Below are 16,139 nucleotides of genomic sequence, written 5' to 3'. Positions count from 1 at the left end.
GATCAAATTTCCCGCTCAAAAGTGAAGGGCTGAGCTTACGCTCAAAACGATAGATCGATGTTTTCTCAAGCTCGCAAATAAGATTCAGAAGTGTTAGATATAGTCGCAGATGTTTTTTTGAAAAAGGAGCCTTACTGTGGAGAAAAAACCTGTCAACCTATCCGCAGAACGTAACAAAGGCCCCATCATCGAGATCATCGAAAATCTTAATCCAGAACCAAAGAAGATTTTAGAGCTTGCATCAGGCACGGGCCAGCATGGCCATTATTATTGTAAGCGACAGCCCCATGTCCTATGGCAATTGTCTGACTATCAAGATGAAGCCTTGGCTGCAAGCCAGATTTGGCGAGATGATTTAAGTCAAGACAACCTTTTAGCCCCCAAGAAGATCGACTGTCTTGATCACCAAACATGGCCTCAGAAAGATAGCTACGATCTACTCGTGAACATCAACATGATACACATTAGCCCCTGGGAAACAACTCAAGGTCTTTTCCGCTGCGCTGCCCACTGCTTGAAACCCAGGGGCCGCATTTACCTCTATGGGCCATACTTTCATAAGGATCGGGAAGCCAGCTCCGGCAACATCGAGTTCGACCAATGGCTAAGATCGAAGGACAGCACCTGGGGAATTCGCTTTTTTGAAGACGTCTGCGATCTGGCTGAAGCAAATGGTTTTGCACTTCAATCGAGCCACCCCATGCCAGCGAATAACACCTCACTCATTTTCGAAGGTAAGTAAGCATCGTTCGCAATGCAGGAAACTTCCAAACAACTAAAAATAAAGTAACTATTTGGGAATTGCAGCCAGATTTTTAGCACTTTCTTACCATTCGAATGAAAAATGAACTAAGCCTTTTAATTCTCGCGGATTTCGTCCGAAGCATTACCTGGGTGTAGCAATAGAGGAGCCTCTCCCCATGATGCAAAAACGTTCCATTGGAATCGGCTGGAGCCTTATCCTTCTGCTCAATCCAGCCTGCGGACAATCCCCCACGGAAACCATTGAAAGCTCTGAAAGGGAGCCCACAGTTAACTATGGTCAATTAAACATCTCAATCGCAGAAACAGAGGCGATTGTCCCTCAAGACCTTGTCCTTAGTTCGCCGACAGAGCAGCAGAGCCTCGAAGCCATAGAAGCGCTTAGCGACGAGACACAAGCAAGCCTCACCCAAAGTTCTGGGGATAACGATTTTTTAAGTCAACTCAATGTCTTGAAAAGTACCATCACAACAAAAGATCTCAGTAGCTGCACCGCCGCAATGCCATCTTCATTTAGTCTGGCTCAAGATGACTTTGGTCACGCGACTTGTTTTGGCCCGACTATCACCGGTAACGATGTAGATATCCCAAGCGGGAATGCCGGAATCTGGTGGGACTATGCAGATGTCACCAAAACATCTGGTGAGGCTTGCTCCTCGGAAGCAGCCAACAGCCTCATGGAAAGCGTCGGAGCTTACGCCCAAACCGCGATCGGATTGATATCATTTGTAGGATGCGCCGGACGCCTCGATAGCCTGGCTTTACCTGACACCGTAGGGGAAAGCGTGGACTTCACCGACACCATCAGCTCCGTCGATACCAGTAGCAGTAACTTTAGCCTTAGCAGCGTTCTAATTACCTACGAACGAGATAATAGTGAATCGTTTCCTGTTTTTGTCACTGATATAGAAGGGAGTCTCACGGATATCAGCCGGGACCTCACAAAATCCTTCAGCCTTCGCTTCAAACATGTGGTCCAGAGCAACACCTTCCAAAGCTACAGTGGAGTTGCTCAATTTCAGATTCAGGATTTCGAAGATTCTAGGGATTTAGCCATGTCCCTCAAGTACAAGTACGCGAATAGCAACCTTCAGTATCGCTATCGCCAAGCCTTCGTCACGACGGATTCAACCGAGTATTTCGATAGCACCAGCAACGAGGTCGCAGAGAATTATTACACCGCAGACAGCTCTTGGGCTGAAGTCCTAGACAATGTCGACAAATCTGGGTTCGGTTCCCTAGCAATTGTTTGGCGAACAAGCACACTGCTAGTATTCAATGCCCAAACTCAATCCGATGGAACTGGATCGGCCTATTTTGGTCATCGAGATGATTCGACAAGTTTCGGTTCCGATGACTTCTATACCATCCAAGGGATGGCCTGCTTGCCCGTAAGCCCTGGCATACAGTACACGTCTCTCGTGCAAAAACAGAGTCTCAGCCTTGATCTCAGCAGTGGCTATTGGAATCTTGACGATGCTGAGACGCTTTTTGCACCAACCGCTACCTGCGACTCGGGTACAGGGGACAACTACATTGGTCGCAATGATGGCTATGCAAAGTCGGTGAACGGTCCCATCACAAACGAACTGGAATCGATTGCAGATTACCAATCAGATTGGGTAGCGCCTAGCATTCCTGAGGTGGTTCTTGATTAGAAGAACTTTTACGCTCCCCAAGCTGGATCTCTAGTTCTGCCAAGCGGGCTTCCATCGCCTTCATTTTCTTCGCCATTTCCGGCAGCTTTCTTTCCATAGCACGAGCCCGACGCCATTGCATGGCAGGCTGCTCAGGAAAGCCCATCACCATCTGCCCGCCTTCGACGCTGCTGATGATTCCGGCCTTGGCCCCAATACGAACCTTGTCACCCACTTCTATATGACCAGCAACCGCGGCTTGCCCACCAGCCAAGCACCAATTCCCTATTTTCGTCGATCCAGCGATTGCTACCATGGCAGCAAACATGCAGTTCTCTCCGACCGTAGAGTTGTGCCCGACGTGAACATGATCATCGAACTTGGTGCCGCGCTTCACCACTGTCTCTCCTAAGGCAGCGCGATCGATGGTACAGCAAGCACCCAATTCCACGTCATCTTCAGTTTTTGCAATCCCAGTCTGTGGAATTTTGACGATTTCACCGTCTCCAACAGCGAAGCCGAATCCATCAGCTCCTAGAACACTATTCGGATGAATGATGTTGCGCTCGCCCACCTGACATCGCTCGCCGACCACTACGTTTGCATAGAGCACAGAGTTCGCACCAACTATGGCATCGGCACCGATAAATACCCCAGGGTAAAGCACTACATGATCGCCAATGACAGCTCCTGGACTGATGCAGACAAAGGGATAAACAGTGACATGCTCACCCAGTTGAACGCTAGGATGAACCTCTACCTTATCACTGATCACATTGGGACCATGATCTGGCTGATAGAAAAGGTTGGCAGTCCTGGCAAAAGCGTAGTGAGGATCGCGGTGTATCAGCTGCGGCACGGGACAATTAGGAATTTCATCCCGTGTAATCAAGGCGCTAGCACCAGTTTTCTTAGCCAGATCCAAATATTTTGTATCAGCGATAAAGCTAATCGTTCCCGTTCTGGCTCCATCTATGGGGGCCACCCCTGATATATCCACATTTTGATCCGCCCCTTCGGGCCAGATCACATCAATCTTTAACTGACTGGCGATTTCCTGTAGTTGCATAAAAACCTATCCGTTCACAAATTCCAAAGTTAAGGATTCCGCAATGCCAAGATAAGTTGCCGGAGTTAAGGCTAACAGGTCTTGCTTGGCTTGCACAGGAATCTCCTGACAATCTCTTATCATGCTCTGAATCGCATCGCGATCCACAGGTCGACCACGGGTAGCTGCCTTAAGTCGCTCATAGGCATCTGCAATTCCGTATCGTCTCATCACTGTTTGAACTGGCTCAGCGAGAACCTCCCAAGCCTGATCAAGATCTTCCCTCAAGCGCTCTTCGTTGACGAGCACCTTGTCCAAGCCTTTAAGCGTTGATTTATAGGCGATCAAGGCATGGCCAAATAAGGTTCCCAGTACACGCTGAACCGTTGAGTCACTCAAGTCTCGTTGCCAGCGCGAGATCAGCAGTTTATCGGAAAGATGGCTAGCGATACCATTCGCAATCCCTAAATTCCCCTCAGCATTTTCAAAGTCGATCGGGTTCACCTTATGAGGCATTGTCGAGGAACCCACTTCACCAGCTTTGGTTTGCTGCTTAAAGTAGCCAATCGAGATGTAGGACCACATATCGCGGGCAAAACCAATCAAAATCGTATTAAAATGCTTCACAAGATCGGTAAATGCTATCATCGAGTCGTGGTTTTCAATTTGCGTGGTCAAAGGGTTTTGTTTCAACCCCAAACGCTCCTCAATAAATGACCGGCTAAGCTGATGCCAATCCACGCTAGGGTAGGCAGAAATATGAGCGTTATAATTTCCAACCGCACCACTCATCTTGCCTTCTAACTCCACGGCAGCCAAGCTCTGTCGTTGCTTGAGCAAGCGATGGCCGAAAACTGCAAACTCCTTCCCAAGGGTGGTGGGTGATGCCGTTTGACCATGGGTTCGCGATAGCATTGGTAGCGAGGCTGTTTGCTTCGCCTTAGCTTTAAGGTCATCAATTATACGATCCATGTAGGGCAGCAACACCTGGTCACGACAGTCTTTTAGCATCAACGCATAGGAAAGGTTATTGATATCTTCGCTTGTACAGGCAAAATGGATAAACGCCAGTTGCTGATCGTCGCAGCCATGATTCTTAAGCACGTCTCGCAGATAATATTCAACCGCCTTCACATCGTGGTTGGTGGTCTTCTCATAATCCTTGACTGAAATAAACGCTTCCTGACTTGGCCCCGTAACCAGTTCAGCTAAGACAGGCTTGATACTCGCTGGCAAGTTGAGATCACCGTGGATTTCAGGACACTCATCTAAGTGCAATAGCCAAGCTGCCTCCACGCGAATCCGATTGGCAATCAAGCCTGCCTCACTGGTGAGTGGCGCCAGCTCCTCAACCTTGGATCGGTAACGACCATCGACTGCTGACACTGCGAAAAGTTGGTTCTCAAGTGTGTTCAAAGCTAAACCTCGTTCGTTAAGGGGATCTACGATGCCTGATGCAGCCTCGGTATACCATGGCCCCTACAGGAGTTCCAGTGGACAGAGACGAAAACATAAGTTAAATAGAGCAACGTCTTGCGAAACCTGGATATTCCGAAAACCGATAAAAAGGAACAAAAAATGGGAAATGTGACCATCCTTGTGGGCGCCCAGTGGGGAGACGAGGGCAAAGGCAAATGGATCGATATTTTAGCGAAAGATTCTGATATTGTAGCTCGCTACCAAGGGGGTAACAATGCCGGCCACACCCTCTACGTCGATGGCGAAAAGGTGGTCCTTCATCAGATTCCAAGCGGGATCTTTCAAGACAAGACTTGTGCCCTCACAGCGGGTGTCGTTGTGAATCCATCTCAGCTAGTGGATGAAATTCAAAAAGTGGCGCACCACACGAAACTCACTCCGAGCAACCTTTGGCTATCGGCTAGAGCCCATGTCATAACTCCATGGCACATCTATCTGGATGGCAAGCGCGAGGCAGAGTCTGACCAACCCATCGGCACCACCAAGCGGGGTATTGGACCAACTTATGCCGAGAAAGCCAATCGGACCGGCCTACGTCTCGGAGACTACGTTGATGAAGCACGCCGCAAGCAATGGCTTGAGATGATGACCAAGCGTTTCCCAGAATTCTCTGCTAACCTCAAAAACCAAGCCGCTGATTGGGAGGCCTTCCACGGCGCTGCGTCTGCTCTTGGGCCCTACGTTGTTGACGCCGAGGCGAAGCTCCGTGCTGATGTAAAGGCTGGCAAAAGACTTCTTCTAGAAGGAGCCCAAGGCGCTTTGCTTGATATCAATCACGGCACCTACCCATTTGTAACATCAAGTTCCACCGCAGCGGGTGGTGCGTTCTCCAGTTTGGGGCTATCCCCAAGGTATATCGACAAGATTTATGGAGTCGCTAAGGCTTACCTTACCCGTGTAGGGGAAGGGCCCTTCCCTACCGAACTGTTTGATGACACAGGCAAAAAGATGGCTGAAAAAGGTCACGAATTTGGTGCTACCACCGGCCGCCCAAGACGCTGTGGCTGGCTTGATGGAGTGGCGTTACGCTACTGCGTTGATGCCAATGGTTTCGATGGCATCATATTAAATAAGATGGATATTCTATCGGATTTCGATGAGCTAAAAATCGCGGTAGCCTATGAGCATCCAGAGCTTGGCGAAATCAAAGACTTCCCTTGGAGCTTTGAAGTTCTCAAGGACTGCAAACCGATATATAAAACTGTAAAGGGCTGGTCGGGGGATATTCCTAACTCCGGAAGCATGGATCAACTTCCCCAGGAAGCTTTGGACTACATTAAAGAAATCGAACAGATCATCGATGCACCTGTCTCTCATGTGGGAACTGGCGTGAATCGTCAGGATGCTCTGTTCCGCTAACGAAAAGAGTGTTCTATGGATGGTTTCCACCCGATTGTTGAAGAGTGGTTTCGGGGGCGATTTCAAGGCCCTACTCCGCCTCAGCAAGAAGGTTGGCCATCCCTACAAGCCGACCAACACACCTTGATTGCAGCACCTACCGGCTCCGGTAAGACTATGGCTGCTTTTTTGGTGGCAATTGATCGTCTGATTCGCCAAGGGATTGCCGGAAGCCTAGCCAGTGGCTTACAAGTGGTCTACGTGTCACCCTTACGGGCCTTGTCCAACGATGTAAAGCACAATCTCGAAGAACCTCTCCAGCAGATCACTGAACTCGTTAAGGAAAAGTTCCAGCGAAGCATTGATATTAAAGTGGGTCTGCGTACCGGCGATAGTTCGGCCTACGAACGCAGTCGTTTGCTAAAGGATCCGCCCCATATTCTGGTAACTACACCAGAATCCCTCTATCTGCTTCTCACCTCGGATCGCGGTCGCGCCATGCTAAAACCCTGTCGCACCATGATTGTTGATGAGATCCATGCCTTAGCGCGAGACAAGCGGGGGAGCCACCTCAGCCTGAGCATCGAGCGCTTGGACCACCTTACAGAAGGGCCACTTACCCGGGTCGGGCTTTCTGCTACTATGAAGCCCATGGAAGACATCGCCCGCTTCCTAACTGGGCAAAGCCCTTGTCACATAGTCAACGAAAGCTCCAAAAGACAATTGGATATGGCCGTGGATTTGCCAGCTACAGCGCTCTCAGCCATATGCAGTCATGATCAATGGGCTGAAGTTTTCGAACGTCTTTCCGATCAGATCAAGCAGCATCGGAGCACCTTGATTTTTGTCAACACTCGGCGTATGGCCGAGCGTGTCACCTTCCACCTTTCTGAAATCTTAGGCGAAGACGCTGTCACAAGCCACCACGGAAGCCTTTCAAAAGAGGCTCGCCATAAAGCTGAGCAAAGGTTAAAGAGTGGCGAATTGAAGGCGATTGTCGCCACAGCCTCCCTGGAGCTGGGAATCGATGTGGGGTATATCGACCTCGTCTGTCAGGTAGGTTCACCCCGGTCCATCGGTGTGTTTATGCAACGGATCGGCCGATCAGGTCACGCCTTGGGTTTGGTGCCGAAGGGTCGCTTGTTTGCCCTTACTCGTGACGAACTAGTGGAATGCTATGCTTTGATGAAAGCTTGTCAAGCAGGGGACTTAGATCGTATTGAAATTCCTGTCGCCCCCTTGGATATCTTAGCCCAGCAAATTGTCGCTATGTGCAGCGCTGAAGATTGGCAAACGGATTCATTACTTGCATTGATTCGTCGCTCTTGGGTGTATCGGAATTTAAGCAAATGTCAGTTTGATAAAGTGCTTCACATCTTAGCTAACGGCATCAGTGACCGAAATCGCAAGGGTTCCTACCTCCATTACGATCAGGTGAATCAAAAGCTAAAAGCTCGGCGACACGCACGTCTTTCCGCATTGACATCTGGTGGCGCCATTCCGGAACAAAATCTTTATCGAGTCGTCACCGGAGAAAATGGAACCTTTGTGGGCACTCTCGACGAAGAGTTTGCGGTAGAAAGTAGCCGGGGAGATATTTTTCTGCTCGGTAACACCTCTTGGCGGGTGGAGGCTGTCCGCCAAGGCCAAGTAGTCGTTCACGATGCAGGCGGAGCTCCCCCGACCATTCCGTTTTGGTTTGGTGAAGCTCCGGGCCGAAGCTTTGAATTGTCGCAGCATGTGTCTGAGCTTCGCCAAGAACTCGATCAACATCTCAACGTTGATGATTCCGATGATCCGGCTTGGAACCTCGAAAGCAACGACGTTCCAAAGGGCTGGCAACAGGCGCAAGGCTATCTACAAGGCATATGCTCCGATGACCCCTGGGGTCAGAAACAAATCTTGCACTACTGCGCGAGCCAGAAGCTGGCAACGGGAAGCCTCCCCACCCAAGAAAAGGTTTTATTTGAGCGCTTTTTCGATGATACCGGCGGCATGCAGCTTGTGGTTCACGGGCCATTCGGCACACGAATCAATCGTGCTTGGGGTTTAGCGTTCCGCAAGCGATTTTGCCGTGGCTTTGACTTCGAGCTACAGGCTAGTGCCGATGACAATGGCATCGTCCTATCTGTAGGGCCCAACCAAAGCTTTCCGATCGATGCCTTGTTCTCCATGCTCAATGCCAAGAACTGTCGGGATCTTTTAATCCAAGCACTGCTCGATGTACCTATGTTTCAGATCCGCTGGCGGTGGAATATCACCCGTGCCCTGGCCATCCTTCGATTCAAGGGCGGCAAGCGAGTTCCTCCACATTTGCAACGCTATCAATCAGATGACCTGCTGACGGCTGTATTCCCGCAGCAAACCCAGTGCTTCGAGCACCGCACGGGCGATTTAGAGGTTCCAGATCACCCCTACGTTGAACAGACAGTTATCGATTGCCTCACCGAAGCGATGGATATCACGCGCTTCGAATCCATCATGGAGGCCAAGGACGATGGTCACATTCAGTTCCAAGGCATGGATACACGGGAACCATCACCCTTCAGCTACGAACTGATTCATGCGAACCCCTATGCATTTCTCGATGACGCTCCTTTGGAAGAGCGCCGCACCCGAGCCGTATTCACCCGCCGAACTCTCGATCCCAAAGACTTAGAGTCCCTGGCAGCTCTCGACCCGGAAGCTATCGCCAAGGTTCGCCAAGAAGCCTGGCCTATGGTGCGAAGCCCTGATGAGCTCCACGATGGTCTCTATCATCTCGTTGTCTTAGGAATGCATGAGTTGGAAGGCTGGCAGTCATATCTAGAACCTCTTCTTGACCAGAAACGCATCCAAATTTTTTCATATGAAGAGCAGGACTATATCTGCTGTACTGAAAATCTCATGATCGCCAAAGCCTTGTATGATCCAGACAACCAACTGGATCATTCTCACGTCCCAGCTCATCTTCGTCGGGATGTAGAATGGGGAGAAGCTCTCAAAACCTTAATCAAAGGGCATATGGAAGTTAGAGGGCCCGTTGCTATTGATTATTTGCAGGACTGCCTTGGTATCGCGGGCTCACACATCCTGTCAGCGTTGCAAGCCCTAGAATCCGATGGCCTGGTCTTGTCCGGCGGCTTCACTGGCCAGAACTTAGAGTCTCGGGAATGGTGTGAGCGTCGCCTCCTTGCGCGCATTCATCGTCTCACCATCGAGGGGTTGCGCAAGCAAATCAGGCCCGCAAGTCCAAAGCAGTACATCAAATTCTTGATCGAACACCATCACATCGCAGAAACCTCCAAGCTCAGCGAGGAGTCAGGAGTTCTCCGAGTGATTCAGATGCTGATGGGATTTGAAGTTCCATGCAGCTCTTGGGAATCAGAGCTGCTCCCCGCAAGAGTAAGATCCTACGGCACATCTTGCTTGGACAAATTGTGTTTTAACGGACTTATCGCCTGGGGTCGATTGCGCCCTCCAGCTCGGAAAGAGGAACAGAAAGGCAAGGGGAGCTTGCTCAGTCGGGTGATGCCGATCTCAATTTTCCCTCGCAGTCACATGCCGTGGTTGATTCCACCAGATCGCCTGAGCCACGAGGGCCAACTTTCGGGAGACGGCTCAATGGTATACGAAGCAATACAAAAACTTGGGGCGCCCTTTTATGAGGACCTCGTTCACGAGTTGGCCATGCCACGTAGCCGGATTGAAGAGGCGCTGGGAGAGCTGATTAGCTTAGGTCTTGCTTCAGCCGATGGTTTCGAGGCCATCCGCCCTCTAATTGCACCAGATCGCAAACGTAAGGCCGATCTCGTAAAACGATCTCGTCGTCAGTTGCTATTTGAAACGGGCTTTCAGCGTGGAGGTCGTTGGTCGGCCTTTCCTGGTAGCAACCCCATTGCTGAGGTGAACCATGAAGAGCGACTTGAAAACTGGGCATGGCTCCTACTAGAGCGTTACGGCATCATCTTTCGCGATTTGTTGAGCCGTGAGCGCTTGGCACCTCAATGGCGCGATCTAGTCCGGATCTATCGTAAGCTTGAGATGCGCGGTGAAATTCGCGGTGGTCGCTTCGTCAAAAATGTTTCAGGAGAACAGTTCGCTCTTCCTGAAGCTGTGGACCACCTAAGGCAAGCAGCCAAGCAGCCGAACCGCTGGGTTGTGCTTTCCGCTTGTGACCCAATCAATCTGGTGGGCATCCTCGACGAAAACCCCAAGATCCCAGCCGTCCCAGGCAATCGTGTGGTCTTTGAGGATGGTGACCTGATCGCCTATCGCGATGCTGGGGAGGTTCACTTCCTCAAAAAGCTCGGGTTCGAAGCAGAAGAAATGATCAAGAGGGCTATCAAACTCAATGGCCGTTACCGACAACAAGACCCATTCATTCGCGAATTTTTGGATAGACCTCAAGACCAAAGCCCTGCTTCGAAATCTTTCAGCAAGGCAGAAGGTCAGCACCATTCCCATCTGAATTGGTCAGATATTGTCAAACCATCACACTAAGCCATGAGTTATTTAATTTTTTTAAATAGCCTATATTCAGGGGCCTAGCAGCCCCGTTCAACTTTCAGCAGTGAATTCCGTACCAAGTGTTATGACAATATTTTAGGACTACACTGAGGTCTCGGCATGTTAGGTTTTGCAGAATTTTACTTCAATACTTACTCATCAGCAGCAAGTGCCTTCTCGCAATGTAAGTCTAGGATCATTCAATCGGGAAACCCCAAGAATAGCAATAATCGCTTTCATATCAAAGGTGACAACGAAGGGTACCGTATTGTATTTGATGGGGGCTTCGGTGCAGGGGACGACCAGCTTATCGAAGCCTGCCACGAGATTTGTCGGCGTTTCCAGGCTCATTGAGCCTGGATCGGTTAGCGCTCGAAAGTTAAAAGGGTAGTTTCTTTCCCTTTAAGAAATCCTTGGCTTTCTTTTTAAGATCTTCTTCAACCTTTTTCTGCTTTTTCTTGATCTTCTCGCGCTCCTTAGCAGTTCGTTTCTTCAGCTCCGCCTTAAGCCGATCTCCAGCAGCCTTTTCAATCTTTTTCGATGCAATATTCCAAAAATGACCGGGAATAGCATCGTATTTGTAACAAGGTTCACTGAGTTTACAGCCAACCTTTATAGGAAAGCGAATCGGTTTGCCAGGCTCGGCTAAAATCTCCTTAACCTCAACTCCCTTTTCTTTTAGAGATACCGACTTAAGACCCGTTTTATTGTAAGTATCAATCACATTCCAGTCCGCTTGGATTTTATCACCTAAAAGGTCAATTTCTGTATAACCGTTAATATCTACTCCCTTGCCTGGGAATGACAATGCTTTGAAATTAGGAGCTTTCATGACCCCCTGTGCCAACGAGAAATTCGAACTGACTTCCTTGAACTTTCCCTCACCCGAGCCTAGACTCGCTATCGACCCAAGAGGTGCTTTTGGGAACTTTTCCTTGATAGTTTGGATGGCTTTAGCTCCCCCTTCATTGACCATTTTCACAATGTCGACGGTCGCAAAACTAGCATCAAGTATCTTAAAGTCACCATTCATGACTAGATTTTTCATCATCAAGTCGTTGTTTAAACTTTCACCTTTAGCATTACCAGACAGCGATAGATTGCCCATAATAGTATTGGCAAATTTGGGAAGCTGACTTTCTACTGCATCCTTAAATTGAATGGAGTCTACGGTAAGCTTCGCTTTGTAGATCGGCCTAGGGCCCTGCAAGTTCAAACTTGCAAAGGTATTGATCTGCCCACCAAAGACTTTCAATTTGATCGGCTCAATAACAGCTTTAAGATCATTGAATGTGAATTTTAAGATAAAGTCTTGCACATCAACATTCATAGCCGTAACTTTGTCGAAGCGGATTCCGACTTGAGCCTTCATTTGCTTTAGCATTTCATTGTTCTTCAACTCAGCAAGTTGAGCATCAACATCGCTTGCTGCCTGCTCAGCCGCGCTTTGTTGAGCGGCATTTCCATCCGCTCCTGACACAGCGTTTCCACCGGTGCCTGCAGCAGAGGATGACGACCCTGGCTTGGCTTTGGCAGCCTCTGCTTCCTCTTTTGATGGTGGCAAGAGGCGATCGATATTTAGACCAGTGGACTTCATATTGAGGTTGATATTAGGCGCGGAAAAATTTTCAACTCCTGCTACCAGTGTCAGATCGTTTTCAGGGGCTTTAAAGTTCAACTTGAAGGTTTTGAGGTGGTCTGTGACGAGGTCCGCTGTCCAAGAGAGCTTCATATCTTCATTTACAAAGTCCTTTAGAGGAGGAAGGATCTCTTTCCAAGTTTTTAGATTGATCTGGTTTTGTGAGAAATTAAATGAGTAGCTCAGCTCTGGCGCAAGTATAGCCTCTCCCCGTCCTTCTAAAACGAGGTCGTGAAACTTGATGATCAGGCTCTTGAGTGTTAGTTTTTCTGGAGATCCGAAGGCTTCAATTTGTAATTGGGTCGTAACTTTATCGGACTTTCGAAAGGTCTCGGGTACTGAAATGCTAATCTTATCCATGATGCTTTCTAGCTTCACTTCAAACCCTTGAACTTCCTGGTCCTTTAGAACAGGATTGATCTCACCGGTCATCTTAAAGGGGCCTTCAAGGCTTATAGTATCAAGTTTGGTATTGAGATCAGCCCAGATATCAAGATCCATAGGTCGACCAAGGGAGACATCCTTGAGCAGGATATTGAAGTCGGTAATCTTCTGCTCCAAGCCCGAGCCCTTATCTGAAAAGATAACCTTGGCATTTTCGATCAAAAGATCCACCTTCGATGCCACAATTATAGGTGCTAACCCTTGAGGTGCTGCAGCTTCTTCGGCGGCAGGAGTTGGTGCTGCTTCTGGCTCGCTCGTGGAACTTGTACTGGCAGCTGAGGCTTTGGAGTCCTCTTTCGCAAGACTTAGCAGGTTAAAACTGCCATCGGACTCTTTGATCGCATAAATCTCAGGGCCATCAAGACGTAGGGTTAATTCTGGAGCACCACTAATCAGGCTGATGAAAGGGAAGTTGATAGAACTGCCCTGGACGGCCAAGACTCGTTTGCCCTTTGCATCCTTGACTTCTAGCTCATCGATTTCAATGGCAAGACGCCCCCAAAGAGAAAGAGAGAGTCTGCCAATCTTCGCTGAGCCGTTGATATTTTTTTGAATCAATTGCTCAATCTCGGGCCGATACTGATTCACATCGACAACCAGGGGTGTAATGATCACAAATCCAAGTAATAGGGCGATCACAGAAGCTACAGCGATCAGGGCTTTTTTAAGCATGGAATTCCACCTCGTCTCATCATTTCAAGTCGCGTTTAGCATAGTCCAGGGTTGCCTCAGGTGCAAGCAGCCCCCTGAAAAGTAGCGTTAATTTTGCGCCTTACAGGATGAAATCAAAAGCAGACCCTTGAAATAGAATTCTTACCAATCCAAATAAAATTGATTCAAATCTCACCTGATGACACAAAACCCGAATCATATTAGGCTGCTTCAGCCTCCCCCCTCGCAGACCTTACCACACCATCAAAGTTTTTTGTTTCAGGAGTCGAAGCTTTATGCAGAGGAGGGACCAAGCATGAGAAAAATCTTTGCAGACCAAAGAGGTTCGGCACCACTTTTAACCTTATCCATGGCAGGCTTGATATCGGGGGCTGTTATGGTGAACCAGGCATTTCAAGTGAATCGCCTCTTGAGAGCGACGCAACACGACTCACACCAATCACAAACACAACAAGCTAATTTATCAGCGTTTTCGATACTGAAGACAAAGATCTGCAGCGATCCACAACTGCAGTTTAATGATCTCAGATTCATATCTTTGGAGCCTTATCAGGTATCCCAGGGCAAGCTTGTGCTACCCATTGGTAATTTGCACCAAAGCAGAGACTTCGATGACATGTTTCGAAACCCTGATGGGTCAGAAGATACAGTGAACATTGTCGCGGAAATCATCCATAACCAATTTCCCGATTACTTAGACCTTAGTATCACGTCTGCATTTAGAAACGCCCAGCAAACAACTACGGGTCGTATCGATTGTCGGAATGGATTTTATCGCGATGCCATAAAAAAATTCGAAGGCCTGAACGAGACCTTTGCTGAATCATTCCAGTACGGGACACCAGACCCCAAGGTCGATTACCTATTCGTCATTGATAACTCCAGTTCCACCCGAAGACTCATCAGCAAAGTCTATGATGGTTTCGTTCGGGTCTTAAAAGACCCAAAAAATTTCTCCAACAACAGTATGCTAGCGGTCATGACTACTGGGGTTGCCCAACTGGACGACTTGGGTTTGCGCCACAAGAGTTATGGCTCGGCCCCCTGGTTAAAACATGGCTTAGACCTTCGTCAAGAGCCAGGTTTCCTAGACTTTGTGAATGCTGATGCCATTCAAAACTATCGCAACCTATATCCAAATAATACTCAGATTCAGGAAAACTATAGACTCGATGGTTGTCGCGAGAAGTGGTTTCGCCCCTACCAAAAAACGGCAAATCAGGAGACATTTTGTCTCAGAGCAGCTCTACAGACAAGTCTCTCTGATGCCAACGCTGAGGCTGGTATCACAGCATTTGAGCAATTGCTCCTAAAAAATACCGGACACCAACTCTTTCGCCGCGATGCCATGGTTCACGTGATTTTCATTTCAGACACTCATGATCCAGGCAATGGCAATCGAGAGCTAAGAGACAATATCAAAGAATACAATTCGCTACGTAGGCTAGTAAGAATCGACAATCAAATTAAGAACCTCAAATTCCACGCCTTCGCACCCCGGCACTCCACTGACTGCTCCCTTGGCGAATCATTCTCTGATGCCAGTTACTACAAGCTTGCAGAGGATTCAGGAGGACTGACCTTTGATATCTGTGATGAGCCAGACTACGCCAAACTACTCAAGAATTTGGTACAAAACGCCAATGTGGAAGAGCCAAGCTTTAACCTCAAGCTAAGCCCTCGGTTAATCTCTAAAGTTGAACTTAATGGCAAGGTCTTAGATCGACAGTGGTATAGACTCGATGGCAATGCTGTCATTATCAATGGCTTAGACCCTAAAAAGGCGGTCGAACTGAAGATTAGCTATTCTCTTTAGTGGTGACTACCCGAAAGATGTCTTACATCGGGCTTGAGCTAAGACTCAGGCCACATAAATACTAAGCTGCGCATCTCTTCTTTCACAAGCTTCAGATAGGATTGGATCTGAGGATCTTTGGTGTCGACGTCTTCGATGAAGTAGGACGCTTCATCCATCCGGGTTCTTAGCATCTTAGTCTGCCATATATTTTCAGACTGGAGAGCAAGATCTACACAATGATAATCCTGAAGAATTTTGGGGTCGATATAGTCCTGAATGCTACTTAACTCATGATCCATAAACACTTTGCGTCCTTGAGTATCACGGGTATAGCCACGAACCACATAATCAGAGACCACCACATCTGACTCAAACGCTTCGAACATATAGTTCAGAGCCCGAAGAGGTGATATCTCGCCACAGGTTGCAATATCGATATCAACACGAAAGGTGCAGACTTTACCATCTTCCCGAAAATCAGGGTAAGTATGAGCGCAGATGTGGCTCTTATCAAGATGCATATTCACCTCGCTAACTCCACTACCTTTGATATCACTCATCAGCACCAGGGATGAGGCCCCCCAAGGGTCATAGTCTTGATCGGAAACAGCGAGAACATTAGCCTCGATGATCTGGCAAATGCCCTTAAGAATTTCTGTAATGCGGCTAGCGCTATAGCGATCGTAAATATACTTCACATAGGCTTCTTGCTCTTTCTCGTTACGAGCAACACAAAAATCATAAAGGTTGAAGCTCAAGGCTTTGGTGAGGTTATTAAATCCATCCAATTTAATAGGCCCATCAAAGGCCGCAATTCGCTTCATTGTTTCCTCC

10 protein-coding genes are annotated in these 16,139 nt (G+C 48.4%); 6 read left to right on the top strand and 4 right to left on the bottom strand.

What is annotated here, in order from left to right:
• The first annotated feature begins 136 nt into the window (after nucleotides 1–136).
• Nucleotides 137–742: a DUF938 domain-containing protein gene (locus tag B9N89_RS11405; RefSeq protein WP_132318319.1), complete on the top strand. Its 606-nt coding sequence runs from the start codon at nucleotides 137–139 to the stop codon at nucleotides 740–742.
• A 178-nt stretch (nucleotides 743–920) separates the two neighbouring features.
• Nucleotides 921–2,420, top strand: a complete 1,500-nt coding sequence (locus B9N89_RS11400) for a hypothetical protein (protein WP_132318321.1) — start codon at nucleotides 921–923, stop codon at nucleotides 2,418–2,420.
• On the opposite strand, the gene lpxD is transcribed toward B9N89_RS11400, so the two are convergent.
• Both lpxD and purB read right to left on the bottom strand, forming a co-directional pair.
• Complete coding sequence (gene lpxD, locus B9N89_RS11395; protein ID WP_132318323.1) at nucleotides 2,392–3,468, bottom strand: UDP-3-O-(3-hydroxymyristoyl)glucosamine N-acyltransferase; 1,077 nt, start codon at nucleotides 3,466–3,468, stop codon at nucleotides 2,392–2,394. The two genes, B9N89_RS11400 and lpxD, sit on opposite strands and share 29 nt — an antisense overlap.
• A 6-nt stretch (nucleotides 3,469–3,474) precedes the next feature.
• Entirely contained in the window at nucleotides 3,475–4,863 is a 1,389-nt protein-coding gene (purB, locus tag B9N89_RS11390) for an adenylosuccinate lyase (protein WP_132318325.1), read from the bottom strand.
• A 162-nt stretch (nucleotides 4,864–5,025) separates the two neighbouring features.
• Between purB and B9N89_RS11385 the strand changes: the two genes are divergently transcribed.
• From B9N89_RS11385 to B9N89_RS11375, 3 genes are all read left to right on the top strand, one after another.
• Entirely contained in the window at nucleotides 5,026–6,285 is a 1,260-nt protein-coding gene (locus B9N89_RS11385) for an adenylosuccinate synthase (RefSeq protein ID WP_132318327.1), read from the top strand.
• A gap of 15 nt (nucleotides 6,286–6,300) precedes the next feature.
• A complete protein-coding gene (locus B9N89_RS11380; RefSeq protein WP_132318329.1) occupies nucleotides 6,301–10,746 on the top strand; it encodes a DEAD/DEAH box helicase in 4,446 nt (1,481 codons plus the stop codon).
• A 126-nt stretch (nucleotides 10,747–10,872) separates the two neighbouring features.
• Nucleotides 10,873–11,106, top strand: coding sequence for a hypothetical protein (locus B9N89_RS11375; protein ID WP_132318331.1), 234 nt, complete (start codon nucleotides 10,873–10,875; stop codon nucleotides 11,104–11,106).
• 25 nt (nucleotides 11,107–11,131) lie between these two features.
• On the opposite strand, the gene B9N89_RS11370 is transcribed toward B9N89_RS11375, so the two are convergent.
• Nucleotides 11,132–13,507 carry an AsmA family protein gene (locus B9N89_RS11370; RefSeq protein WP_132318333.1) on the bottom strand — a complete coding sequence of 792 codons (2,376 nt, stop codon included), beginning with the start codon at nucleotides 13,505–13,507 and terminating at the stop codon, nucleotides 11,132–11,134.
• 295 nt (nucleotides 13,508–13,802) lie between these two features.
• Here B9N89_RS11370 and B9N89_RS11365 point away from each other — a divergent pair, with 295 nt between their 5' ends.
• Nucleotides 13,803–15,323, top strand: coding sequence for a hypothetical protein (locus tag B9N89_RS11365; RefSeq protein WP_132318335.1), 1,521 nt, complete (start codon nucleotides 13,803–13,805; stop codon nucleotides 15,321–15,323).
• A gap of 38 nt (nucleotides 15,324–15,361) precedes the next feature.
• On the opposite strand, the gene speD is transcribed toward B9N89_RS11365, so the two are convergent.
• Nucleotides 15,362–16,129 (bottom strand): adenosylmethionine decarboxylase, encoded by a 768-nt coding sequence (gene speD, locus B9N89_RS11360; protein WP_132318337.1) that lies wholly within the window; start codon nucleotides 16,127–16,129, stop codon nucleotides 15,362–15,364.
• Between the last annotated feature and the right edge of the window lie 10 nt (nucleotides 16,130–16,139).

Origin of the sequence: Pseudobacteriovorax antillogorgiicola (assembly GCF_900177345.1) — a bacterium.
GTDB classification, from domain to species: Bacteria; Bdellovibrionota_B; Oligoflexia; order Oligoflexales; family Oligoflexaceae; genus Pseudobacteriovorax; species Pseudobacteriovorax antillogorgiicola.
This window is presented reverse-complemented; position numbering and strand designations above follow the sequence as displayed.